This window comes from Streptomyces adustus (genome assembly GCF_009377175.1).
Lineage (GTDB): Bacteria > Actinomycetota > Actinomycetes > Streptomycetales > Streptomycetaceae > Streptomyces > Streptomyces adustus.
The window spans coordinates 1-23,848 of sequence record NZ_VJZD01000147.1 but is presented as its reverse complement, the minus strand read 5'-3'; the positions used below and the strand labels follow the sequence as shown (position 1 = coordinate 23,848).

Below are 23,848 nucleotides of genomic sequence, written 5' to 3'. Positions count from 1 at the left end.
CCTGGCATGCGGAGGCACCGTGACCCCTGGGGGGCCGTGGTGCCTGGCGACGTCCTCAAGACAACCAGCCCCGACCGATGTCCGCAATGACCCCTTTTACTAGTTGTGGCCGCATTGGGGTGTTTGCTGGTCTGTGTGAGCTGGCTCTCAATCCGCAGGTCAAGGCATGGATGCACGTCTAAACATGTGGCTTTTCGTCCACTATCGCGGGTAGTGAGTGACGTGCGTCATGTGGGGTGCTTCACCGGTTCCGCGACACTGCGCGCACGAGGGTTCACAGTGCGGGTGGGGTGAACGTGACCGCGGTCTCGACAACGGCCGGCGATGCACGCGCTGCGGCTGTCTGGATATGACGTCGATACGTCAAGATCGAGAAGCTCGTGGCCTGCGCTCGGAGCCCCGTGGTGACCGGGAGGGCGGATGACGACGCTGAAGTTCGGCTACCTGCTGCCGACGCGCGAACTCGCGGTCCGGAACGAACATGACTTGGCTCCGCTCGTCTCTCAGGCGCGACGGGCGGAGCAGTTGGGGCTGGACTCGGTCTGGGCGGGCGACAGCCCTGTGACCAGGCCGCGCGCGGATCCGCTGCTGCTGTTGGCCGCCGCGGCGCAGGCCACCGAGCGCGTCACGCTCGGCACCGCGGTGCTGCTGCCGGCCCTGCGCCACCCGATCCTGCTGGCGCAGCGGTTCGCCACACTCGACCGACTCTCGGGAGGACGGCTGATCGCCGGCTTGGGCGGAGGGTTCCCGAACCAGGCCACCCGGGCCCAGTTCGCGGCGCTCGGCGTCGGTTTCCGCAGCCGCATGAGCCGCTTGGAGGAGTCGATCCACGTGATGCGGCGGCTGTGGTCGGGGCGGACCGTGTCCTGCAAGGGTGATCACTTCGCCTTCGAGGACCTACGGATCGCGCCTTCCCCGTCGAGTTCGGGAGGGCCGCCGATCTGGCTGGCGGCAGGCGGTGCGGCGGGGCTGCGACGTGTGGCTCGCCTCGCCGACGGCTGGCTGCCGTATCCGCCGACGGCGGCCACGTACGTCCAGGAGTGCGAGTTCGTGTCGTCGACTGCCGAGCAGGCCGTGCCGCCCCGCGCGGTCACCCCCGCGCTCTACGCGACGCTCTGTCTGGACGAGGACCCGGAGATCGCGCACCGGCGTCTGCGGACGAGCGTCGAGAGCTACTACAACGCACCGCTGGAATTCATCACCGCGCTCCAGGCCGTGTTCGCCGGTACTCCCCGGCAGGCCGCCGCGTGGTTGTCGGGCTACGTCGAGGCCGGTGCCCGCCATGTGGTGATCCGACTGGCGACCGATGACCACGCCGGCGGACTGGAGGAGCTCGCCGAACGGGTCCTGCCCCTGGTGCGGGCGAAGGACCAGTGACGACCACGTTCGCGCGGGAGGGGAAGCCTGTTCGGCCTCCCGCCCCACGGCGTCCGTACGACGGACCGGAACTCCTCCTGGCGTCGGCTGATCCGCGGCGTCACCTGACGTACGCCATGCGGTCGACCCACTGGGACAGGGTGAGGGACGTGGACCAGGCCCTGGCGGCGGAACCCCGGCCGTGGCGCTGACGGGGGGCGACGCGGTCGGAGCCGGACGGGTGCGAGCGCGGCTGCGGGCAGAGCTGGGGGGCCAGGGCCTCGCGGAGCGAGGAGAGGTGTGCGGCGACCGCGGCGAGGCAGTGGTACTCGTCCCGGCATGCGGTGCAGAGGCCCAGGTGGGCGACGACGGAGGCGGCCTGCTCGGGCGCAAGGAGCTGGAGTGCGTGCTCGGCGAGCAGGTCGTGGACTGCGCGGCATTCGTCGTGGTTGGTGGCCATGTCGGATCCTCTCCGTACTGCGAAGCCCGACCGCCCGGGCGTTCCACAAGGTCCAGCTGGTTCAGGCGGCCGTGCAAAGCATGGATTCAGCCCTTGTGACGCATTCCAAGACTGGCCGACGACCGTCCCTGTGCGCGTCGTCCCTCCGCAGTGAATGCCGGGTACTGCGGACGCAGTACCCGGCAGGTCAGGCTGCTCCGGCCGCGCAGACAGGGCGCCGACCAGGCCTTCGTCATACGGAGAGGGGCCTTCGTCATACGGAGAGGGGGGAGGGACCGCGATCCGTCGTCGCGTTGACCAGGCCGCACTGATACGCGATGACGACGAGCTGGGCCCGGTCACGGACCGCGAGCTTGCTCATGGCGCGGTTGACGTGCGTCTTCACGGTCAACGGGCTGACGAACAGACGTTCGGAGATGTCGTCGTTCGACAGGCCGAGCGCGACGAGGCTCATCACGTCGCGTTCCCGGGGGGTGAGGCAGGCCAGCTGCTGGTGGACCGCGCCCGCACAGGGTTCGGGCTGGGCCAGGAAGCAGGTGATCAGGGCGCGTGTGGCCGCGGGGGACAGCAGCGACTCACCGGCGGCCACCGTGCGGACGGCGTCGAGGAGCTCGTCCGGCTGCGCCCCCTTGCCGAGGAAGCCGCTCGCACCGCGGCGCAGGGCCTCGGCGACGTACTCGTCGTTCTCGAAGGTGGTCAGGATGAGCACCTTCACCGCCGCGAGATCCTCGGCCTCGCTGATGGCCCGGGTGGCCTCCAGGCCGTCCATCCCGGGCATCCGGATGTCCATCAGCACGACATCCGGGTGCTGGGCGCGTGCCAGTTCCACGGCTTCGTGGCCGTCCGACGCCTCGCCCACGACCTCCATGTCCTCCGTGGAGTCGAAGAGGATCTTGAAGGTGCCCCGCAGCAGCGCCTGGTCGTCGGCGAGCAGAACGCGGATCGTCATGTCCGGACCTCCGGTAGTGCGTGCGGTGCCGCGCCGCCCGCTGTCGTGGCGGAGCGCAGGGGTAGTTCGGCGATCACGGCGAATCCGCCCTCGGGCCGTTCCTGCGCGGTGAGCGTCCCGCCCACGCTGGCCGCCCGTTCCCGCATGCCGATCAGCCCGTGGCCGGTGCCCTGTCGCGGTTCCTGCGGGAGCGTCCGGCCGTCGTCCTCGACGGTGATGGTCAGCCACCGGGGGGTGTAGCTCAGGCACAGCCGGGCCTTGTCCGCGCTGCCGTGCTTGCGCACATTGGTCAGGGCTTCCTGGATGATGCGGTAGGCGGCCAGATCGGCCGCGGGGGCCAGCGGCTGGGTCGCACCGTGGCGGGTGCACAGGACCGCGAGGCCGACCCGATCGAGCGAGGCGAGCAGAGCGGGGACCTGTTCCAGCCCCGGAATGGGACCGCGGGGTGCCTCGCAGTCGCCGGACTGCCGCAGCAGGCCCACCGTGACACGCAACTCGTCCAGTGCCGACCGGCTGGTCTCCTGGATGTCCTTGAGGGCGGAGACGAGCTGATCCGGTCGCTGCTGTCCCACATGGGCCGCCACACCGGCCTGGGCGTTGATCAGAGCGATGTGATGGGCGACGACGTCGTGCAGCTCACGTGCGATCCGGACCCGCTCCGCCGCCACCCGCTGCTGCGCCTCCTGTTCACGGGTCCGCTCCGCGTGCTCCGCCCGTTCCTCCACGGCCGTGACGTAGGCCCGGCGCGAGCGCACTCCGTCCCCGACCGCCGCCGGCAGGGCCGTCCACGCCAGCATCCCGACGTTGTCCGGTTGCAGCCCGGAATTCGGGTCGTGCACTAACGCCGCTCCGATCAGCACGGCGGCCGAGGCCGAGGCCACGGTCAGGGCCGTGCGGCGGTCCGTCAGCGTGGCCACCGAGTACACGGACATGATGACCGGACTGGTCACCACCGGACTCTCCCGGAACCCCAGTAATTGGAACGCCACCCCGCAGCAGACCGCGCAGGCCGCCACGGCGAAGGGGAAGCGGCGACGCCACAGCAGTGCGAAGCAGCCGATGCCGGCCAGCAGGACGGCGGGCCATCGCACGACGAACCGGTGCTCGTGCGGGAGGAACGAGGCGCCGATGACGGACAGCACGAACAGCCCCGACACGCCCAGCACGTCACGAACCGCACTCCGGGGTCCACGCTCGCGCGCATTGCTTACTGCCATGGCATCACCGTAAGGACGCTGTTCGCGCGCCGCCGGGCCGACGGACGGCGGCCACACCTGAATCCCCGGCCCCAGCAGCCCGGTCGGTCGATCGGCGCAACTGGCCTCTTCGAGTGACAGGCCGGGACCCGACGGCCTCGCACCACCGGGTCCCGACAGGCCTTAGCCCTCCGGATCCGGTCCCCGGGACAGGAACAGCCAGACGGAGGACGCGAGTGCCACGGCCATGCCCGCGCCTGCGATGGCCATGGTGACGCCGGGCGGTGGTGTGTCGCAGGCGTTGCCGCCGTACGCGCTGTAGAAGCCGACCCCGACCGCGCAGGCGATGACGGTCAGCAGGCTGCCGGTGGCGATGCGCTGGACGATCCGGGTGTGGTCCGGGGCCGTGTGGTTCCTGCCCGGCGGCGTGATGATCTGCCCGGCGCGGTTCCGGGTCACTCCCCGTCCGCCGATACGAGGGAGCCGGTGGTAGAGGAAGTAGCCCGCCACGGCGTAGAGGGCGTAGACGCAGAACGAGCCGTAGATGAAAGCCATCTCCCAGCGGGGCGGCTGCGCGCCGCCACGAAAGCGGACGCCGTTGTAGTCGGCGAGACCGTTGCAGATGTACCCGAACGACAGCAGCGTCACGAACTGACCGAGCACCCGTCGGCCGTGGCCGGCGGCGTCCCAGGCTTCGGCCACCTCCAGGAGGAGGACGATCGAATAGAACATCAGGATCGTGGACACCGAAGCGGCCAGGGTGCACACCAGTTCCTCGGTGGCGGCGCGGCCGGCATTGGCGGCGTCTCCGGTGATGGCGCCGTAGGAGATGGATGTGACGACCAGGGCCAGGAACGAACAGACCATGACCGGCATGGCGCGGTCCAGGGATTCCTTGACGGAGTCCGGTGCCGACGGCTGAGGGCGCCCCCGTGACAGGAGGGGCGCCCTCGGTGTGTCGTCCGGTCAGTCGACGCTGCCGTGCTCCATGGGGAAGTCCGGGGGCCAGGGTTGGCCGAAGTGGAACAGGGACGGGTCGTCGAACTCGCGGTCCGCCTCGCGCCACGAGGGTGCGCCGGAGATGACGAAGCTGCCACCGTCCGCTTCGATCATCCAGGTGAAGTCCGCGTCGTCCGCGACGAGGTCATGGCGCTCCTTCAGCACCGCGAACTCCGCCTCCGACGCCCGGCGGACGTGGATGCCCTGCTCGTAGATGGGCTTGAGCAGCATGAGCTCCACATGCCCGAAGTACACCTCGACGCGGGTGTCCGTGTTGTCGACCGCGAGGGCGTCGCTGCGCAGCATCAGCTGCCGATGCGACGGCGAGAAGCTGACCACGCGGAACAGACGTCCCTCTCGTACGAAATCCGGCATTCCTTGGGCACTTCCTGTTCCGACTGTCCTTGCGGCTCTGGGACTTCTGCGCGGGAGACCGACTTGCCCTGGGCCGCGGCCGACGAAGCGTGGTCGATTCACAACTCCGTTTTCGATCAGGCTACATGGGGAGCGGAACGCCTCAACTGCCGTGTTCGGTGCGCTGAAACGCGCCACCGCGTGCCCCGGCGGTCCCGAACTGCCTGCCCGGGTGTCCGCCCCTTATGATCATCTGGCACCAAATGGCCCATGAGGGGGATGTATGTCGCACAGTCAGCAGCCGTTTCCGGAGAAGTCGCCCGGCAGGCCCGGGTGGGCGCGCAAGCGCGTCGCGGTCCCGGCCGCGCTGCTCATCTTCTTCGTCGGTGTCGGCGTCGGATCCTCCGGCGATGGCCAGGACAAGACCGGCGCCGACGCGAAGGCCGGCCCTCGGCCGACGGTCACCGTCACGCGGACCGCGGCCCAGCCCGCCGAGGCCGCCGACACGGTGAAGGACGCCGAGCCGGCCCCGGACGGCGACACGAAGGCCGCTGTGCCGAATTTCGTCGGCATGGGGCTCCAGTCGGCGCAGGACAAGGCGCAGGCGGCGGGCTTCTCCGCGCTCACGTCCCACGACGCTCTCGGGCGCGCCCGTATGCAGGTCCTCGACCGCAACTGGAAGGTCTGCTCGCAGAACATCGCCGCCGGGAAGGCCGCGTCGACCGGTACCGAGCTGGACTTCGGAGCGGTGAAGCTCGAGGAGGACTGCCCGGCCGAGGACCAGAGCGAACCGGCCAAGGCCGGCGGCACGATGCCGGACTTCCGCGGGAAGTCGGTGAAGGCCGCCCGTGCGGCGCTCGACAGCGGTACGTCGATCACCGTCACGGACGCCTCCGGCGACGACCGGTTCATCCTCGTCGAGTCGAACTGGCGGGTCTGTACGCAGAAGCCCGCCGTCGGCGCTGCGGTGTCCGGTCGGCCCGTGGAGTTCGCGGCCGTCAAGTTCGGCGAATCCTGCCCGTAGCCGCCGCCGCGGCCGGCGCCCGGGTCACCGGCCGCGGTCACCGACCGGCCGGGTCAGTCCCACTGCTCGTCCGCCAGCGAGTCGACCGGCTGCGGCTTGCCGATGACGGCCAGGGCGATGAAGAAGCCGATCTGGCCGATCGCGATCGTCAGGGTGGCCAGTGCCTTCTGGTCGTAGTGCCTGGCCGCCTCGGCGTACAGCGCGTCGGAGACGCGTTCCTGGCCGTGCGGGGCGGGTTGCAGGGTGGCCTCCACCAGGGCGAGGGCGGCCCGCTCGGCCTCGGTGAAGTAGGGGGCGTCCTGCCACGAGGAGACCGCGGTGATGCGCTCCTCCGACTGCCCGGCCTTGCGCAGGAAGCCGGTGTTGAGGACCGTCAGATAGGTGTTGCCGACGATCTGACCGGCGCGCAGATGGACGAGGTTCATCGTGGTCCGCGGTACCGAGCGGTTGCCCGTGGCCCGGAAGAGGGCGGCGCTGATGTCGTTCAACTCGGGTACGAACTCGGCCGGGTTCGGCATCCGGGAGATCGAGGTGTTCGTCATGACTGCACTCCTTGGTATCCGTCAGGTCGGTGACTTCACTTCCCTGACGGACCGGCGCACCAAGATGTGACAGGCGCCCGACGGGCGTTCTCGTGGATGCGTTGACGCCACTAGGTACTGAGTGTAGATACTGGGGTATGACCGTTCCTCTGGCACTCCTCGGACTCCTGGAACGGGAGTCGAGCCACGGCTATGACCTCAAGCGCGACTACGACACCTATTTCGGCCGGGGCAAACCGCTGCCCGCCGGACAGGTCTACTCGACCCTGGGGCGCCTCGCCCGTGACGGGAAGGTCGAGATCGGTGAGACCGGGCCGGGTTCGGGGCCGGACCGCAAGCGCTACGTGATCACCGACGTCGGGGTCACGCAGGTCGAGACCTGGCTGACCGAACCGGTCGAGGGCGAACCGCACCTCCAGACGGTGCTGTTCACCAAGGTCGTGCTCGCGGTGCTCCTGGAGCGCGACCCCCGCGTGTACCTCGACATCCAGCGCGCCGCCCACATGGAGCGGATGAGGGAGCTGACCGAGCTGCGCAGGAGCGGCAGCACGATGGACACGCTGCTGGCCGATCACGGCGTGTTCCACCTGGAGGCCGATCTGCGGTGGATGGACCAGACCGTGGCACGGCTCGCCGCCCTGACGGCGGAGGTGCGCGCATGAGTGCGGACGACGACTTCCTCGTACAGGCGCGAGAGGCGGCCCTGTCGTTCGGGCAGACGCCCGCGCTGCGGGGCGCGAACCTCTCCGCGCGGGCCGGCGAGATCCTGGCCGTCACCGGACCGAGCGGCTCCGGCAAGTCCACGCTGTTGCACTGCCTGGCCGGGATCCTCGTCCCGGACTCCGGCGAGATCTGGTTCGACGGCCGCCGTGTCGACACCCTGGGCGAGCCCGAACGCAGCACCTTACGCAGGGACCACTTCGGCTTCGTCTTCCAGTTCGGTCAGCTCGTGCCCGAGCTGACCGCCGAGGAGAACGTCGCCCTTCCGCTGCTGCTCGCCAAGTCCCGCAGGGCGAGCGCGCTGGCCGAGGCGCGATCGTGGTTCGGGCGGCTCGGACTGGACGGCCTGGAGGGGCGCCGGTCCGGCGAACTCTCCGGCGGACAGGCGCAGCGGGTCGCCCTGGCCCGCGCCCTGGTCTCCAGGCCCGAGGTGCTGTTCGCCGACGAGCCGACCGGGGCGCTCGACTCGCTCACCGGCGAGCACGTGATGGACCTGCTGGTCGCCTCGGCCCGGCAGGAGGGCACCACCGTCGTCCTCGTCACCCACGAACCGCGGGTGGCCGCCCACGCGAACCGCGAGGTCATCGTCCGCGACGGCAAGGTCACACCCCTCTTCGTCGAACGGCTCGGCTCGTGATCCGCCTCGGCCTGCGCCTCACCTTGAGGGGCGGCAGGGAGGCCGGAGCCCGCCTCGCCGTCATCGTGGCCGCCGTGGCCCTCGGCGTCGGACTGCTGCTGGGCATCCTGGCGGCCATCAACGCCACCGCCACCCAGAACGGCCGCAACGCCTGGCTCAACACCGGTTCCGGCACGAGCGCGGCGGGGCGGCCCGCGGCGAAGGCGGACACCGACCCGCTGTGGTGGCTGCTCAGGGCGGACCACGTCGACGGCAGAACCATCGGCCGGGTCGACACTGCCGCCACCGGCCCGAACTCCCCGGTTCCACCGGGACTCCCACGCCTCCCCGGACCGGGCGAGTTCTACGCCTCACCGGCCCTGACGAAGCTGCTGCGCTCCACCCCGGCCGCCGAACTCGCCGACCGCTACCCCGGCCACCAGGTCGGCACCGTCGGCAACGCGGCGCTCCCGGGCCCCGACTCCCTGATCGTCGTCATCGGTCACCGCCCCGACCAGCTCGCGAAGCAGCACGACGCGACCCAGGTCACCACCATCACCACCGTGGCCCCGAGCAGTTGCAACGGCACGAACTGCACGGTCCGGGCGGGCATCGACAGCAGAGGCATCAAGCTCATCCTGTCCGTCGCGGGCACCGCCCTGATCTTCCCCGTGCTGGTCCTCATCGGCACGGCCACTCGGCTGGCGGCCGCCGGCCGCGAGCAGCGGTTCGCCGCGATGCGCCTGGTGGGCGCCACACCGCGGCAGATCTCGATGCTCTCCGCCGTCGAATCGACGCTCGCCGCGATCGTCGGCACGGCCGTCGGCTTCGGCCTCTTCCAACTGTTCCGTACGCAGCTGGCCCGGGTCGACCTCACACGGACGCCCTACTTCGCCGACGACCTCACGTTGCGGACCGGGGACATCCTGCTCGTCTGCCTCGCCGTGCCGGTGGGTGCCGCCGTCGCGGCCCGGATCGCCCTGCGCCGCGTGCAGGTCTCCCCGCTCGGGGTCACCCGGCGCGTCACACCACGCCCGCCGCGGGCCTACCGGGTGATCCCGTTGGCCGTCGGCATCGCCGAACTCTCGTACACCATCGGGCGGGTGCCCCGGAGCACTGACGGCCAGATCTGGGTATTCGTCCCGGGAATCCTGCTGGTCCTGACCGGACTCGTCATCGCCGGGCCCTGGCTGACCATGGCCGGGGCCCGCCTGCTGGCCCGGCAGACCAGCAGCCCCGCGCTGCTCATCGCGGGCCGACGGCTCGCGGACGACCCGAAGGCCGGCTTTCGCGCGGTCAGCGGGCTGGTCCTCGCCCTGTGCGTCACCAGCGCGGCCGTCGGGATCATCGGCTCGCTGAACGCCGAGCGCGGCATCCCGCGAACCGGCCGATCGATCGCCGGCGCCCTGGTCGCCGACTACGCCCGGGGCTTCGACCGCGCCACCGGGCGTCCGGTCGGCAGCGTGCCCCCGCTCTCGAAGGCCGTGGCCGACGACCTGGACTCCGTACCGGGCGTCAAAGGCGTGCTGATGATCCACACGAACCCGCTCGGCACCACGGACCCGGCCGACGGCGGTCCACAGGGCGCCGGCACCCCGCCGGTCGCCGGGCTGGCCTCGTGCGCGGAGCTCGCCAGGATGCCGGCCCACAGCGCATGCGCCCCCGGAGCCCGTACGGCGTCGGTCGCCCAGAACTACGGCACCTTCGGCACGTACCGCTGGACGCACTGGCCCACGGCATGGCCCGCCGCCGACATCTCCGCCCAGCGCCTCGCGCGCCTCCCGGTCCAGCAGATCGTCGTGGCCACCGACGGGTCGACGGCGGCGATCGAACGCGCGCGCACCATCCTCGCGAACACGTACCCCGACCACGACATCCCGCGGACCGTCGGTGAGGACCACGCCGAGAACGGCGCGCAGCTCGCCGGATACCGGCAACTGGCCGACGTGGTCGTCCTGGTCGGTTTCCCCATCGCCGGTTGCAGTCTGGCGGTGAGCGTGGCCGGGGGGCTGCGCGATCGCAAGCGCCCCTTCAGCCTGCTGCGCCTGACCGGCACTCAACTCGGGCTGTTGCGGCGGGTGCTGCTCCTGGAGAGCGCGGTCCCGCTGCTGGTGGTCGCCGTGGTGGCGATCGGGATGGGCTTCCTGGCGGCCCAGCTGTTCGTACAGGCACAGTTCGGTTATTCGATCAGGGCGCCCGGGCTCCAGTACTACGCGATCGTGCTTGCCGGGCTGGCCGCCTCGCTGGCGGTGATCGCATCCACGATGCCGCTGCTCAGGCGCATCACGGGCCCCGAAACGGCACGCAACGACTAGCGGCCACGGTGATGGCCCGGACCGGCTGACCACAGCCGGTCCGGGCCATCACCCGTCCCAGGATTCATAACAAAAATGTCCGCTAGATCGCTGTGCATATTGTTAACAATCTTATAGCGTGCGTGACGCCTTCGCCCGACGCATCTGCGAAGCACTCGGCTCTCAACGAGGGGAGACCCCCATGCGGCGGCTCTCGGCGTCCCCCGGACGCCGCGCACGTTCACACACCTCATCGGTATCGAGGAAGGACGCCCTGTGACCCGGAAGCAGCTGCTGAGAAGCGTGGCGATCGCGGGCTCCCTCGCCCTCACGGCCGTCGTGATCCCGGCCTCCTTCGCGGAGGCCTCCGGGACGGCCCAGGCGCACATCCGCGGTCAGGTCGCGGATCCCGAGGACGCCGCGCTGGCCTTCGACTCCGCCGCCTATACGACGATCACGGTCACCGTCGACGGCCGGCCGATGAACGTGCGCTGGTACAAGGAGATCTGCTACGTCGCGAAGCCGATCGCGGCGGCGGCGCAGCAGTCCGGAGGCCCCGGCGGCGGCACCACCACGATCGAGAACACCGCCTGCGGCTACCAGAGCATGAACGTGTTCGTCCCCGAGAACGCCGTCGACGACCAGCGGACACCGATCTACTTCGCGGTGAACAACGGCGGCTGGATGGCCAGTTACATCAAGGCGAGCGTGACCGGCGGCGCGTCCTACGACAGTTCCACGAGCAATGTCGGCGCCGCGCTGAAGGCCGGATACGTCTTCGTCGACGTGGCCAACCGAAGCCGCGGACTGGTCGGTGCCGACGGCACGGCCCCCGGCAAGGCACCCGCCGCGGCGGTCGACGCCAAGGCCGCCGTCCGCTATCTGCGCCTCAACGACGCCGCGATGCCCGGCAGCGCCGAGCGCATCGTCGTCAACGGAACCAGCGGTGGCGGCGCGCTGGTGTCGATCCTGGGCGCGTCCGGCAACAGCAGGGAGTACGACCCCTACCTCGCCCGGATCGGCGCCGCGGGCATCGACGGCAAGGGCCGCAGCACCCTGCGCGACGACGTCTTCGCGGTCAACGGGTACTGCCCGATCACCGACCTCGGCAACGCGGACAGCGCGTACGAGTGGCTGTACAGCATCCTCGGCACCCGTGACGCCACCGGCGAGAACCCCTCGCCCGAGGACGCCGCCGCGATCGCCGCCCAGTTCCCCGCGTACGAGAAGAGCCTCGGACTGCGCAACGTCGACGGGTCCGCGCTCACCGCCGCGACCATGCTCGACGCCATCAGGAAAGAGGTCGTCCGCTCCGCGGAGACCTATATGAAGGCCGACCCCACCCACACGATCCCGCGGCTCGGCGAGGACTTCGTCATCACGTCCGGCGGCTTCGGCGGCCCGCCCACCACCAAGACGTACGTCAACGACTGGATCGACGTCGACAACACCACCGACAAGGTGCTCTCGGTCGACATGACGAAGTACCTCGCCTTCGTCGCCACCCAGGCCACGCTCAAGACGACGCCCGCCTTCGACGCCGTGGGTGTCAACGGGAACACCACCAGCGGCACCGAGACCAACCTCTTCGGGCCCCCGAGCCAGAAGTACATGAACTACACCCAGTACAGCTGGGACCACAACGACGTCGCGGGCGACGGCAGCGGGATCGACGACACCGGCCTGACCTGGGCCCAGTACACCCGTAAGCCGACCACCACCGTCGACGACCAGATCCACCTCATCGACCCGATGGACTTCATCGGTACCGGCGCCGACACCGCGCCGAACTGGTACGTCCGCAACGGCACCCGCGACCGCGACACCTCGTTCATCATCTCGGTCAACCTCGACCGGGCACTGGAGGCGGACCCGCAGGTCAAGGATGTCGACTACCAGCTCGCCTGGAACCAGCCGCACGCCGGCAACTACGACGTGCCCGAGGCCATGGCCTGGATCGCCAAGGTCGTCCGCAAGGCAGGTGACCCGCTCGCGCCGGGCCACCAGAAATAGGAAGGCCCTTGCCGCGCCCGAGGACCCATGACCTCGGACTTCTCTCCGCGGCCCAGGTACCGATCGAGAGCGAACCGGTGAGGGCCCGCCGTCCGGCGGGCCCTCACCGGTTCGGGGCGTTTCAGACGTCGTCGCGCAGCGCCGTGTCGATCCGGCCCAGGGCGGCCGTCAGGCGCTGGTAGTCGTCGGCTGACAGCGGTTCGACGAAGTGCTTCTCGACCACCTCGGCGTGCACGGCGGCGGCACGCAGGAAGACCGTACGTCCGTGGGACGTCGTCTCCACCAGGGTGACCCTGCGGTCCGCGGGCGAGGGGACGCGGTCGACGAGGCCCGCTTCCTCCATGCGGTCGATCAGCCGGGTGGTGCCGCTGCTGGTCAGTGTGAGGTCGTCGGCGAGGTCCCGCTGGGAGACCTCCTCGCCGGGCCGGCGGCAGAGCCGTATCAAAACTTCGAGCATGGTGTGGCTGATCCCGCACGTCCGGCGCAGCTCGGTGTCGATCCGCTGCTCCAGGCGGGTGGCGGACTTGATCAGCAGGCCGAAGTCCCGGACCAGTCGGCTGTTGGCGGCTTGGGCGGCGGCTTCGTCGCCGGGCTGGGGGGTGGCGTTCATCGCGGGCAGTTTACTGCCGTCTCATCCACTGATCGCGCAGTCACCGATCCCTCGATCACTGACCTCTTGATCACTGACCAATCAATTGCTGCTCGCTCAATCTCTGAGAAGTTGATTGCTGAGTAGTCAACTAAAACCTACGATGGGAGGGCACCCGCGAGAGAGGGAGATCAGTGGTGGATCTACAGCACTGGCTCGGCCGCGCCACCGAGGCGGTACAGGACTGGGCCGACACCTTCGGCACCTTCGAGCCCCACGCCGCACTGGAGGTGGACGACGACCGCTTCGCGTCCGCCTTCGAGGAGTTCACCGGGAGGCTGAGGGACAACTATCCCTTCTTCCACCCGCACTACGCGGGCCAGATGCTCAAGCCCCCGCACCCCGCCGCCGTGGTGGGCTACCTCACCGCGATGCTCATCAACCCCAACAACCACGCGCTGGACGGAGGACCCGCCACCGCCGCGATGGAACGCGAGGTGGTCGCCCGCCTGGCCGCGATGTTCGGCTACGACACCCACCTCGGGCACCTCACCACCAGCGGCACGATCGCCAACCTGGAGGCCCTCTTCATCGCCCGCGAGCTCCATCCGGGGCGCGGGATCGCCCACAGCGCCGACGCCCACTACACCCACGGCCGCATGTGCCACGTACTGGGCGTGGCGAGCCATGCCGTACGTACGGACGCCCGGGGCCGGATGGACCTGGAGGATCTGGAACGTGTACTGCGCACCGGGGAGGTGGGCACGGTTGTAGTCACCGCCGGCACCACGGGTCTCGGCGCCGTCGACCCCGTCGACGAGGTGCTGCCCCTCGCGCGGCGGTACGGCGTGCGGATCCACGTCGACGCCGCCTACGGGGGATTCTTCACGCTGCTCGCCGGTGCCGACGGCCCGGAAGGGCTGTGCGCCGGACCCTGGCGGGCCGTCGCCGAGTGCGACTCGATCGTGGTCGACCCGCACAAGCACGGTCTCCAGCCCTACGGCTGCGGTGCCGTCCTGTTCCGTGACCCCGAGGTGGGCCGCTTCTACCTCCACGACTCGCCCTACACGTACTTCACCTCCGCCGAACTGCATCTGGGGGAGATCAGCCTGGAGTGTTCGCGCGCCGGCGCCGCCGCGGCCGCACTCTGGCTCACCTTCCAGCTCCTGCCGCCCACGCCCGAAGGCCTCGGCCGGGTCCTGGCGGCGGGCCGCCGCGCGGCCCTGAAGTGGGCCGACCTCATCACGGCATCCGACCTGCTGGAGCTCTACCAGCCGCCCGAACTGGACATCGTCGGCTACTTCCCCCGGGTCACCCCCGCGTCCCTCACCGGAATCGACGCGGCCTCCGGGCGGATCCTCGCCGAGGGCATGAGCGGCTCGGAGCCCGTGTTCCTGAGCACGCTCAAGGCCGATCGCGAGGCGTTCGCCGCCCGTCGTCCCGGGATCGCCGCGGACGCCGACGGCGCTCGGATCCTGCGCAGCGTCCTGATGAAGCCGGAGTCCGAGCATCACGTCGACCATCTGCACGCACGCGTCGAACAGCTCGTGCGCGCCCGCTGACACGCCGGCCGTTCCCGCCGGGCCTCACCCCGTCCTCCGCGCGGCGGAGGCCTGTTCCATGGCCCGGTCGAGATGGGCGATGACGGCTGGCACGTCGTCGCTCTCGGTGCTCCGGATCAGATGCAGTGCCGGCCGGACCAGGCCACCGGGTCGCGCGATCAACCGGGCGAGCACGGCGGCCCGGACGTCGAGCCGTTCGATGGTGGCCTCGCGCTGCTCCTCGCTCTGGCCGGCCAGCAGGACGGCGTTGTGCCACGCCTCCTCGCGGGACTGACGGACACTGAAGTCGAGGATCCGCTCGTCGGTGCGGGCCCCGACCTTGTCCAGCAGTGACAGGAACGGCGACAGGACGTCGAGCGAGTCCTGCACCGCCAGCACCACCCGCGTGAGGATGTCGTTGATCAGCAGAAAGTCGTGCCGCAACGCGTGGACGGCCTTGCCCGGGCCCGTTTGCGCGGCGGCGACGGCCAGGTCGAGGTTGATGTGCGCGTTCACGCCGAGTATCAGGTGCTGGACGATGACGGTGTCGGCGTCGTCGAGCAGCCCGAACGTCTCGCGCCAGCAGCGCGGCCCGCTCCGGTCGCGGCGCCAGGCGTCGTACGCGTCGAAGTAGCGGTTGCCGAAGAGCGTGTCGAAGCGGTCCATCCGGGCGCCGTCCTCGAACCGACCGCCGTGGATGGCCGCGCGGACCTCGACGGTCACCTGCCGGTACAGCGCCGCGAAGTACCCGACCCTGTCACCGGTGTGGCCGGCCTCCCGCACGATGTCGGCCAACCCGTCCACGACGTCATCGATGTTGTTCGCAGGCATCGCCAACTCCCCTTTGTGGTGGCCTCGTTAGGCCTGCACCCCGACCGCGCTCCGCAGGGCCGACGACAGCCCGTTCTACCACCGCGCACCAGGGAGAGACCCCGTCCTGCGGCCGAGGGCGCCGTCGGTGTGCGGTGGTTCGGCGGATGGCGGTCGGCGGCCCTCACGCGAGGCTCGGGCCAGGCCCACGAGGTTCAGGCCACGAGCAGCCGCAGACCGAGTTCCGCCGCGTCGAGGGCGACGAGGTCGCGGTTGCGCTCGGCCCATCGGCCCGAGGCGAGGTCCTCGCGGAGGCTGTCCACGGCCCGCCGCTCGGCCTGCGGACCGACCCTGGTCCACACCGACACCGCTCGACGCACCTGTTCGTCCAGGTACGCCTCGGGCCGGCGCCAGTAGGCCTCGAAGAAGCCGTCGGCGCAGTCCCACGGAATCAGCACCGGCTCCGCCCGGCCCCCGATCGCACGGGTCAGATCGGCCAGTGAAGGCCAGTCGGCCAACAGGTCGGCGAACTCGGGCAGATAGTCGCGGGTGAGCCAGAACCGCTCACGCCGCTCGGTGTCACCGGCGTCGTACGTGACCACCACCACCCGGCGGGCCACGCGCCGCATCTCACGCAGCCCGGCGATCGGGTCCCGCCAGTGATGAACGGTGCTGAAGGCCATCGCCGCGTCGAACGACCCGTCCTCGAACGGGAGGCTCTCCGCGGCGGCGGCCACGCACGGCGCCGCGCCCGCGGGCCGCTGTGCCCGCATGACCGCCGACGGTTCCACCGCGGTCACGTCGCGGTCCGGTGGCTCGTAGGAGCCGGTGCCGGCGCCGACGTTCAGTACCGTCCGGGCGTCCCCGAGCGCCTCCCAGACCCGCGCGGCGATGCGCGGCTCGGTGCGTCGCGTCGCCGGGTAGGCGGTCCCGATGGCGTCGTACAACTGCGCACCGAGCACCTTCAGTTGTTCCTCCGGAGTCGTTCTGATCCCCATGGCCCGTGCCTCCAGTTCCCTGTCGATGGCCGTCACCATCGCGCCGGCGCGGTCACGCTGCTCCATGAGCAGGCCGCGCAGCCGGCGCAGGTGCGCGACCGCGTCGGTGTCCGGGTCGTCGACCAGATCCGCGATCTCCCGCAATCCGAAGCCCAGACGCCGGTAGGCGAGCACCTCCCGCAGCCGCTCCACGTCGTCCGCCGAGTAGGCCCGGTAGCCGGCCGCGGTCCGCGCGGACGGTCGTACGAGACCGACGGCGTCGTAGTGATGCAGCGTGCGGACGCTCACGCCGGCCAACTCCGCCACACGTCCCACGGTCAGGTGCTCTTCCACGTCGACGACAATGCGGCATGACGCCACGTCAGGGTCAAGCAGTCCGCCCTGACAGTGAGTTCGATGCCGTGGCCGTGGGCGTCGTCGGTCCCGGCGCGTGCCGCCACCCGCGCTACCCTCCACCGGGTGATCAACTCCCAGGCAGACCTTGACGATTCCGCAGTGGCGCTGGCCGCCGCCAGCGCCGGGGCGGACGTGGTACGCACTCTGTACGGCCGACGGCTCACCCGCATCGACAAGGGCGGCGGAGACTTCGCCACCGCCGCCGACGTGGCGGCCGAGAAGGCGATCCTCGCCGTCATCCGTGCCGCCCGGCCCGATGACGCCGTGCTCGGCGAAGAGGGCGGGCAGCAGGGCGCCGCACAGGCCGCGCGCCAGTGGCTGGTGGACCCCCTGTGCGGCACACTGAACTACGCCGTCGGCAACATGCTGGTGGCGGTGAACGTGGCTCTGCGCGGCGGTGCGGCGGCGGTGGCCGACCCGTTCAGCGGCGAGGTCTTCTGCACCGACGGCGAGCGCGCCTGGGTGCGGCACGACGGTGCCGATGCCCCGCTCGTGCCCACGTCCGCCACCCGGCTCGTGGACGTCAACCTGGACCCGCCGTTCCCCGGCGCGCCCGGCTTCCGGGCTGTCGACCTGCTGGCGCAGCCCGATTTCGTGGAGCGCTTCCGGCCCCGGGTCGTGTCCACGACACTGGCATTGGCCTGGGTCGCCGCCGGCAAGCGCGCCGCCTATGTCACCGACGGCCGTGACCTGTCAGGGAGTGTGCACTTCGCCGCGGGTATCGCCCTGTGCCGGGCCGCCGGCTGCGTGGTCACCGGGGTCGACGGCGCCCCGCTCGGACCGGCCGGCCGTGGTCTCGTCGTCGCGAGCGACCACGAGACCCACCGGCTGCTGATGTCGATGATCCGCGATTCCGGCACCTGAGACCGTACCCGTCCGGCCTGTGGGACCCGTCCGGCCTACTGGATGCTCCAGCGGTGCGGGTGGGCGGGATTCCCGGGACAGGCGAAGACGTTGAGCTCGCCCCAGCGGCCCACCGTGACCTCGGTCGGACTCGCATGCGGGTGCGGCGGCAGGCCTTGTTCCTCCAGCGGCCGCCAGCTGCCGCTGCCGCCGTCCCACTCCGAACTGTCGATGGTCAGCAGCAGCCGCATCGGCTGCGCGCAGGTGCGACAGTCCACGGGGGCCGGGTCGGTCGTGTGCCATGAGGCGAAGCCGCCGACGCGCCAGCCCGGGGGGATCGACAAGTCGTACTGGTATCCGGGCGGCGAGGTGTCCTCCTCGTCGGCCGCATCCCCGGCCTCCGCCTCGAAGGCTTCCTCCAGGGCCTCCTCCCAGGCGTCGATCCGGGCGCACAGGTCCTCCGGGAGGAGACCGGCGAACGGGTACGTGACCACCTGCTCCGGATGCAGCACGCACGGCTCCGGTACGTACCCGTCGTAGCCGACGACCTGCGGTTGCGGCGGTGCGGTCAGTATCTCGGAGACCTCCCAGGACCGGCGCCAGCGAAGGTCGAGCAGCATGCCGTGGCCGTTCGGGCCGTGCGCGTCGAAGGGGCACCAGAACACCTGGAGCAGATCGCAGCCGTCCGGCCCGGCCGGCAAATCGGGAATCTCGCTCCGGTACAACTGCGCAAGGCCGATCAGCGGTAGCGGCTCTGTCGCGGCAGCCCCTTCGACGCGGTGCGGCCGGTCGAGCTCGTCGAGCAGCCGGCGCTCCTCGTCGGTGGGCCCGGGGTTCGGTTCACGACGCCACGCGGAGGTCAGGATCTGCCGTTCCCGGTGGATGTCGGCGGGGCGTCGGCCGCGTGCGTGGCTGTGCGGCTCGGTGCACACCGGCCAGGGCTCGTTCGACGGCCACAGCAGCGGACCGCCGACGGAACTCGTCGTGGCGTCCGGCCGTCCCGGGCGTGGATGGAGCCGGGTCGTGGTGCCCCGATGGGCGGACAGCTCCGGGAAGAGCGCCTCGACGTCCAGCGGGCGCGGCGGTGTGGTCCTCGACATGCAGGTGACCCTAGACAACCGCCGGCCGTCGTGATCGGGCGCCTCGCTTCGCTCGGGACGCGTACCGTCCACGCGGCCTTCGGTGTCCACCGGCCACCCGGGCCCGTGCCGGTCTGTTCACATGGGTGCGCCGGGGTCTCCGGGACGGATGCGGCCGCGCCAGCCGGCGATGTCGCCACCTCCTTCGACGTAGTCCTTGAAGCGGTGCAGATCTCCCTTGACCCGCCGGTCGATCAGACCCAGCGCGCCGGCACCCCTCTCGGCCGCACCGGTGGGCTCCACCTCCAAGGTGAGCTCCACCCGGGTGTGCATGTCGTCCAGCCGCTCGAACCGGACCGATCCCCGTTGCCGGGTGTCGCCGCCGACGGAGCGCCAGGTGATCCGGTCGTCCGGCAGCTGGTCGATGATCTCGGTGTCGAACTCCCGCCGCATCCCGCCGATGTTGATGGTCCAGTGGTTGTGCCGGTCGTCGAGCTGCCTGACCTCCTCGACGCCCTCCATGAAGTGCGGGAACTCCTCGAACTGGGTCCAGTGGTCGTACGCCGTGCGCACCGGCACCTCCACGTCGACCGCTTCCTTGACGGTGCTCATGAAACTCTCCTTGCCGACTTGCTGATGTGCCGATTTGCCGACTCATCGGCTCGTTGCACCGAGTACCCGACAGAGCAGCGTGAACCCAGGTATCCGCCCATATCGCGCAGGGTCCGGCCGCGAAGGGACCGGCCGGACCGGGCACGAGCCCGCCGGGGTCACGCCCTGGACGACAGCAGCCGGGCGGGACCACGCCTGCGGGCCGGGGCGAACGCGGCGACGGCCGCGCTGCGGCGTGCCGACTCGACCGTGGCGGCCTGATGCCGGGCCCGCTCCAGCAGTGTCTTGAGCCTGGTCTCGTCCAGTGCCTTCGTCGGGGCGAACTGGAGGAGGGTCTGCCACAGCAGCGTCTTGCCCTCGATCCCCAGACGAAGCGCCTCCAGCTCGGTGACGGTGCTCAGCGCGGACCGCCCCACCAGTCGCCCGTTGAGTTTGAACAGGCGTGCCTTCTCGGCGACCCGCCCGGTGTACACCTTGTGGCGGCGTTCCGGGACGCCCAGGTCGTCCATCAGTTCCAGCAGGGTCTGCCGGTCCTGCGCGATCTCGTGTGCCACGCGGCGCAGTTCACCTCCGTACGGTGAGTGGCGGAGGTGCTCGGCGATGTGACGGGACACGTGCTGTCCGGTGGTGGCGCCGGCCAGGTGGTCGTTGAGATAGATCCCCAGCAGTTTGCGGTGCATGGCGGTCTCCAAGGCCTTCAGACCTGCGCGAGACGGACGTCGACGGCCCCGTCGGGGCTGATCCGGCAGGTGAACGGCGGTTGTGGCGCGGTCGCCGGGCCCTGGACGTTCGCTCCGTCGGACAGGCGGAATCGGCTTCCGTGCCAGGGGCATTCGAGACAGTCCTCGACGACCCTGCCGTCGTGCAGCGGCCCGTCCATGTGGCTGCACCGGTCGGCCAGCGCGCTCAGCCCGCCGTCCTGCATGCGCACCACAACCAATGGCACCTCGTCGGCCGTACGCCGTACCAGCTTGCCCACCGGGAAGTCGTCCAGCGTCCCGATCCGGTGCCAGGCCGGTTCGACCAGCACCGGCACCGCCTCGGCGTGGTTGACGCCCGCGGCCTGCCGGTACACGAGATGGCCGCCGAGCACACCGCCGACCGTGGCGGTCGACAGCCCGGCGAAGCCGAGGACCCTGCCCAGCGATCGCCGGCCGCCGACCCGCGCCAGCAGCGATCCGCCGTACAGGGCCACGGCCGTGATGTTCGCCGCGGCGTGGACCAGGCCGACCCGGGCCTGCCGGGGGCGTTGTTCCGCCCAGTCCACCCAGCCGGCCAGCGCGGCCGGCCCGGCGGAGGCCAGGCCGACGGCCACGAGCCGGTCGGCGGCACGCCGCTCACCGGGGAACAGGTCAAGGAGAGCGGCCGAACTCCAGGCCCCGATGGGCAGTTGGACCAGAACCGGGTGCAAGGGGTGTCCGAGCCACAGACCGCGCAGTGCGTCGCGGCCGCCGCCCAGCGGCAGTGCGCGCACCGCTCGGCGGATCACTGCGGCGGGCCCGTCCAGGGCCGCTTGGCGTTCCAGCGCGTCCATGACCATCGGCAGCGGACTTCGCTGCGAGGCCGTCGTCTCACTCGCGAGATGCGTCAGTCTCATGGGAACCGTCCTTCTTGCCCGGCCACGCGAACGAGTCCGGGTGGGGGAGTTCGGAGTCCACCTTCCACTCGCCGGACACGGCGATCCCGAGCGGAGGCGGCGTGGGCGGCAGATCCCACAGCCGGGCGGAGTCCACGGCGAAGTGCCGCCCTCCTCTGCTCACATGGCCGCCTTCGAACAGATCCCGGATGATGCAGACGGCCTCCTCGAACATCTCGTGCCGCACCTCCGCCGTGGGCCGGCCCCGGCCCACGACATGCTCGTTGAGGTTCTCGCCGGAGCCGAGCCCGAGCCGGAAGCGCCCCTGGGAGAGGAAGCCGGCCCGCTCGGCGCCCACGACGTGATCGGCCAGGTCGCGGACGCCTGCCTGCTCCGTCACCATCGTGTATCCCGATTGCACCATGGGTGCCGCGTCCCCGAATCGCCTGTGGCGAAACGGGCGGATCGGCGGGGCGCGGGACGTGTGCCCGGGCTGCCGTAGGTGTCGGCGTCTCCTCCCAGGGTAGTCGGGGTGCCACGGACCCGTGCGGTCCGGCGTGGGGCCACGGGCAGGAGGGCGGCAGCAGGTGCGCACTGTGGGAGTGGAGGAGGAACTCCTTCTCGTGGATCCGGACAGCGGGGAGCCGATGGCGGTGTCGGCCGCCGTGCTCGCCCGTGCCAGCCATGACGATCCCGGGCAGGCGGTGTTCGAGAAGGAGCTGTACGGGCAGATGCTGGAGTTCGCCACGCACCCGCAGTCGCAGATGGCGGACCTCGGCGCAGAGATCGTGCGCTGCCGCAAGGAGGCGGCGCGGTACGCAGGCGGGATCGGGTGCGCGGTCGCCGCGCTCGCCACGTCCCCGCTGCCGGTCAGCCCGTCGCTCAGCGTCAACGAGCGGTACCAGTGGATGGCCGAGCAGTTCGCGATGGCCGTCCAGGAGCAGCTGGTGTGCGGCTGCCATGTGCATGTCTCGGTGGAGTCCGACGAGGAGGCCGTGGCCGTGGTCGACCGGCTGCGGCCCTGGCTCGCGGTGCTGGGCGCGCTCAGCGCCAACTCGCCGTTCTGGCAAGGCCGGGACACCGGCTACGCCGCCTACCGCACCCGCGTGTGGCAGCGCTGGCCGTCGGCAGGGCCGACGGAGCTGTTCGGATCGGCCGAGCGGTATCACCAGAGGGTGACGGACATGGTGGCCAGTGGGGTCATCCTCGACGAGGGGATGGTCTACTTCGACGCACGCCTGTCCGCGGTCTACCCGACGGTGGAGATCCGGGTGGCGGACGTGTGCCTGCGCGCGGAGACAGCCGTGCTGGTCGCCGCGCTGGCCCGGGGCCTGGTGGAGACGGCGGCCCGCGACTGGCGGGCGGGCGTGCCACCGCCCGACCACGGCGTCAGTCTGCTGCGGCTGGCCGGCTGGCAGGCCGCCAAGGCGGGCCTGGAACGGGATCTGCTCGACCCCGTGACCATGCGGCCCCGGCCCGCCGTGGAGGTGGTGCGTTCGCTCGTGGAGCACATCGGGGACGCGTTGGACGCGAGCGGCGACGCGGCCCTCGTCGAAGCGGCCCTCGCCGGGCTGCTGCGCCGGGGAAACGGCGCGCAGGAGCAGCGACAGTGCATGAAGCACACGGGCAGCCTGCGGGATCTCGTCGTCGAGTGCGTCGGGCACACCCAGGGCGACTGACCACGACGGCGAAGGTGATTGCGGCACAAGCGGGTGTGGCGTAAGCGAGTGCGGCGCAAGCCGTCGCGGGTCGAGCACCCTCCGCTGTCGTGCCGCTATCGCGCCGGAGCGAAGGGCCCGGTCGGCTGGACCGGGCCGTTCCCGTCGCCCGCCATCGGCTTCTTGCCGAAGTAGAACCAGACGAGGGCGGCGAAGAGCGAGCCGTTGAGCAGGAAGAGCACCCACAGCAGCTTCGGTACGAAGCGGACACGGTCCGCGGGGGTGCGGACGCAGTCGATCAGCGGCCACAGCGAGACCGCGGTGGCCAGAACGATCAGCGCGAGGGCGGGCAGGTCCATCATGTGCAGCATCCGACTTCCCCTTGCTCGGACTCGGGCGCCGCATCGACAGCGGCGTTCACTCCCTCATCGGACGAGCCCCGCCGATCGGTTCACGAATGGGCGGAGGGGGAGCGGCCCTAGGTTCGGTCCGTCGGCGGATTCGGCAGGTTGTGCCACTCGTGACCGCACCCACCGGCACAGCGCAGGGTCCGTCTACGGGTGTCCGCGATGCCGAAGAGAGCGACGAGCAGGCGGAAGGACTTGCCGAGTTCATGAGCGGGAAGGTCGGGCATCCCGAAGCGCCACTTCGCGAGCATCACCGCCGGCGTGTGCGTCGGACGGATGCCGGAACGCGCGATGCTCTCCGGCACGTCGTCCTCGCAGGCGCGGGCCTGATGGCAGAACAGCACCAGCGCGTGCAGAACCTTGCGTTGGTCGTCCTCGGAGTGGCCCTCGAACCACTCGACCCCCTCGGCCGTCGGTCTGAGCCCCTGCGCGAGCTCGTTCAGGATCACCTCGTGCCCGTACAACACCGGCCACCTCCCCGTCACTTCAGAGCGAAGGTACCTTCCGCCGCGCCCGTGAGCGGATCAATTTCCCGGCGACAACCGGCGCACCCGCACCTGGATACGACAAAGCCGCTGCTTCGTGTGAAGCAGCGGTCGGTGTCGCGTGATGCCTGCGGTGGGCGGGGTGCGCCCGGCACTGGTTGTTTTAGTACCAGTGGTGGGTCTGCCAGAAGTCCCAGGCCTGGGCGGGGCTGCCGTAGCGGGAGTTCATGTAGTCCAGGCCCCACTTGATCTGGGTGGCGGGGTTGGTCTTCCAGTCGGAGCCGGCGGTGGCCATCTTCGAGCCGGGCAGGGCCTGGACGAGGCCGTAGGC

Annotated in this window: 25 protein-coding genes and 1 pseudogene; 9 read left to right on the top strand and 17 right to left on the bottom strand. The window is 70.7% G+C overall.

The window, feature by feature from the left end:
- Positions 1 to 420 precede the first annotated feature (420 nt).
- The gene (locus FNH09_RS29390) at positions 421 to 1,377 is read left to right on the top strand and encodes an LLM class flavin-dependent oxidoreductase (protein WP_152892940.1); all 957 of its coding nucleotides are present in this window, start codon (positions 421 to 423) and stop codon (positions 1,375 to 1,377) included.
- 100 nt (positions 1,378 to 1,477) lie between these two features.
- On the opposite strand, the gene FNH09_RS29385 is transcribed toward FNH09_RS29390, so the two are convergent.
- The 5 genes from FNH09_RS29385 to FNH09_RS29365 form a co-directional block, all read right to left on the bottom strand.
- Positions 1,478 to 1,816: a cupin domain-containing protein gene (locus tag FNH09_RS29385; RefSeq protein WP_152892939.1), complete on the bottom strand. Its 339-nt coding sequence runs from the start codon at positions 1,814 to 1,816 to the stop codon at positions 1,478 to 1,480.
- Positions 1,817 to 2,069: 253 nt separating this feature from the next.
- Positions 2,070 to 2,765, bottom strand: a complete 696-nt coding sequence (locus FNH09_RS29380; protein WP_152892938.1) for a response regulator — start codon at positions 2,763 to 2,765, stop codon at positions 2,070 to 2,072.
- Positions 2,762 to 3,982 (bottom strand): sensor histidine kinase, encoded by a 1,221-nt coding sequence (locus tag FNH09_RS29375; protein ID WP_152892937.1) that lies wholly within the window; start codon positions 3,980 to 3,982, stop codon positions 2,762 to 2,764. Before FNH09_RS29375 ends, FNH09_RS29380 begins: the two co-directional genes overlap by 4 nt.
- A gap of 162 nt (positions 3,983 to 4,144) precedes the next feature.
- Entirely contained in the window at positions 4,145 to 4,828 is a 684-nt protein-coding gene (locus tag FNH09_RS29370; RefSeq protein WP_152892936.1) for a hypothetical protein, read from the bottom strand.
- Between the two features lie 99 nt (positions 4,829 to 4,927).
- Positions 4,928 to 5,335, bottom strand: coding sequence for a hypothetical protein (locus FNH09_RS29365; RefSeq protein WP_152892935.1), 408 nt, complete (start codon positions 5,333 to 5,335; stop codon positions 4,928 to 4,930).
- Positions 5,336 to 5,597: 262 nt separating this feature from the next.
- On the opposite strand from FNH09_RS29365, the gene FNH09_RS29360 reads away from it, so the two are divergent.
- On the top strand, positions 5,598 to 6,338 hold the full coding sequence (locus FNH09_RS29360) for a hypothetical protein (RefSeq protein ID WP_152892934.1): 741 nt from the start codon (positions 5,598 to 5,600) through the stop codon (positions 6,336 to 6,338).
- A gap of 53 nt (positions 6,339 to 6,391) precedes the next feature.
- Here FNH09_RS29360 and FNH09_RS29355 read toward each other — a convergent pair whose 3' ends face one another.
- Complete coding sequence (locus FNH09_RS29355) at positions 6,392 to 6,880, bottom strand: carboxymuconolactone decarboxylase family protein (RefSeq protein WP_152892933.1); 489 nt, start codon at positions 6,878 to 6,880, stop codon at positions 6,392 to 6,394.
- 137 nt (positions 6,881 to 7,017) lie between these two features.
- Between FNH09_RS29355 and FNH09_RS29350 the strand changes: the two genes are divergently transcribed.
- From FNH09_RS29350 to FNH09_RS29335, 4 genes are all read left to right on the top strand, one after another.
- Positions 7,018 to 7,542 carry a PadR family transcriptional regulator gene (locus tag FNH09_RS29350; RefSeq protein ID WP_152892932.1) on the top strand — a complete coding sequence of 175 codons (525 nt, stop codon included), beginning with the start codon at positions 7,018 to 7,020 and terminating at the stop codon, positions 7,540 to 7,542.
- Positions 7,539 to 8,237 carry an ABC transporter ATP-binding protein gene (locus tag FNH09_RS29345; RefSeq protein WP_152892931.1) on the top strand — a complete coding sequence of 233 codons (699 nt, stop codon included), beginning with the start codon at positions 7,539 to 7,541 and terminating at the stop codon, positions 8,235 to 8,237. Before FNH09_RS29350 ends, FNH09_RS29345 begins: the two co-directional genes overlap by 4 nt.
- On the top strand, positions 8,234 to 10,531 hold the full coding sequence (locus FNH09_RS29340) for an FtsX-like permease family protein (protein ID WP_162469275.1): 2,298 nt from the start codon (positions 8,234 to 8,236) through the stop codon (positions 10,529 to 10,531). The genes FNH09_RS29345 and FNH09_RS29340 overlap by 4 nt, the downstream gene beginning before the upstream one ends.
- A 255-nt stretch (positions 10,532 to 10,786) precedes the next feature.
- The gene (locus FNH09_RS29335) at positions 10,787 to 12,523 is read left to right on the top strand and encodes a subtype B tannase (protein ID WP_202919773.1); all 1,737 of its coding nucleotides are present in this window, start codon (positions 10,787 to 10,789) and stop codon (positions 12,521 to 12,523) included.
- A gap of 121 nt (positions 12,524 to 12,644) precedes the next feature.
- On the opposite strand, the gene FNH09_RS29330 is transcribed toward FNH09_RS29335, so the two are convergent.
- A complete protein-coding gene (locus tag FNH09_RS29330; protein WP_152892930.1) occupies positions 12,645 to 13,133 on the bottom strand; it encodes a MarR family winged helix-turn-helix transcriptional regulator in 489 nt (162 codons plus the stop codon).
- 176 nt (positions 13,134 to 13,309) lie between these two features.
- On the opposite strand from FNH09_RS29330, the gene FNH09_RS29325 reads away from it, so the two are divergent.
- Positions 13,310 to 14,674, top strand: a complete 1,365-nt coding sequence (locus FNH09_RS29325; protein WP_162469274.1) for an aminotransferase class I/II-fold pyridoxal phosphate-dependent enzyme — start codon at positions 13,310 to 13,312, stop codon at positions 14,672 to 14,674.
- Between the two features lie 24 nt (positions 14,675 to 14,698).
- Here FNH09_RS29325 and FNH09_RS29320 read toward each other — a convergent pair whose 3' ends face one another.
- Both FNH09_RS29320 and FNH09_RS29315 read right to left on the bottom strand, forming a co-directional pair.
- Entirely contained in the window at positions 14,699 to 15,484 is a 786-nt protein-coding gene (locus FNH09_RS29320) for a DUF5995 family protein (RefSeq protein ID WP_152892929.1), read from the bottom strand.
- A 194-nt stretch (positions 15,485 to 15,678) separates the two neighbouring features.
- Entirely contained in the window at positions 15,679 to 16,794 is a 1,116-nt protein-coding gene (locus FNH09_RS29315) for a MerR family transcriptional regulator (RefSeq protein WP_162469273.1), read from the bottom strand.
- A 126-nt stretch (positions 16,795 to 16,920) separates the two neighbouring features.
- Here FNH09_RS29315 and FNH09_RS29310 point away from each other — a divergent pair, with 126 nt between their 5' ends.
- Positions 16,921 to 17,721: an inositol monophosphatase family protein gene (locus FNH09_RS29310; RefSeq protein ID WP_162469272.1), complete on the top strand. Its 801-nt coding sequence runs from the start codon at positions 16,921 to 16,923 to the stop codon at positions 17,719 to 17,721.
- A 35-nt stretch (positions 17,722 to 17,756) separates the two neighbouring features.
- On the opposite strand, the gene FNH09_RS29305 is transcribed toward FNH09_RS29310, so the two are convergent.
- The 5 genes and pseudogenes from FNH09_RS29305 to FNH09_RS29285 form a co-directional block, all read right to left on the bottom strand.
- Positions 17,757 to 18,800: a hypothetical protein gene (locus FNH09_RS29305; protein WP_152892927.1), complete on the bottom strand. Its 1,044-nt coding sequence runs from the start codon at positions 18,798 to 18,800 to the stop codon at positions 17,757 to 17,759.
- Positions 18,801 to 18,917: 117 nt separating this feature from the next.
- Positions 18,918 to 19,391 (bottom strand): SRPBCC family protein, encoded by a 474-nt coding sequence (locus FNH09_RS29300; protein WP_152892926.1) that lies wholly within the window; start codon positions 19,389 to 19,391, stop codon positions 18,918 to 18,920.
- Positions 19,392 to 19,549: 158 nt separating this feature from the next.
- On the bottom strand, positions 19,550 to 20,071 hold the full coding sequence (locus FNH09_RS29295; RefSeq protein ID WP_152892925.1) for a hypothetical protein: 522 nt from the start codon (positions 20,069 to 20,071) through the stop codon (positions 19,550 to 19,552).
- A 17-nt stretch (positions 20,072 to 20,088) separates the two neighbouring features.
- A complete protein-coding gene (locus FNH09_RS29290) occupies positions 20,089 to 20,988 on the bottom strand; it encodes a Rieske (2Fe-2S) protein (RefSeq protein ID WP_338017715.1) in 900 nt (299 codons plus the stop codon).
- Between the two features lie 67 nt (positions 20,989 to 21,055).
- A pseudogene (locus FNH09_RS29285) lies at positions 21,056 to 21,391 on the bottom strand (LLM class flavin-dependent oxidoreductase); the annotation flags it as partial.
- A gap of 163 nt (positions 21,392 to 21,554) precedes the next feature.
- On the opposite strand from FNH09_RS29285, the gene FNH09_RS29280 reads away from it, so the two are divergent.
- On the top strand, positions 21,555 to 22,646 hold the full coding sequence (locus FNH09_RS29280; RefSeq protein ID WP_162469271.1) for a glutamate--cysteine ligase: 1,092 nt from the start codon (positions 21,555 to 21,557) through the stop codon (positions 22,644 to 22,646).
- Positions 22,647 to 22,741: 95 nt separating this feature from the next.
- On the opposite strand, the gene FNH09_RS29275 is transcribed toward FNH09_RS29280, so the two are convergent.
- The 3 genes from FNH09_RS29275 to FNH09_RS29265 form a co-directional block, all read right to left on the bottom strand.
- A complete protein-coding gene (locus FNH09_RS29275; protein ID WP_152892923.1) occupies positions 22,742 to 22,996 on the bottom strand; it encodes a PLDc N-terminal domain-containing protein in 255 nt (84 codons plus the stop codon).
- A gap of 107 nt (positions 22,997 to 23,103) precedes the next feature.
- Complete coding sequence (locus FNH09_RS29270; RefSeq protein ID WP_162469270.1) at positions 23,104 to 23,499, bottom strand: DUF5958 family protein; 396 nt, start codon at positions 23,497 to 23,499, stop codon at positions 23,104 to 23,106.
- Between the two features lie 181 nt (positions 23,500 to 23,680).
- The coding region (locus FNH09_RS29265) for an aggregation-promoting factor C-terminal-like domain-containing protein (RefSeq protein WP_476691272.1) at positions 23,681 to 23,848 on the bottom strand (168 nt) is incomplete at its 5' end.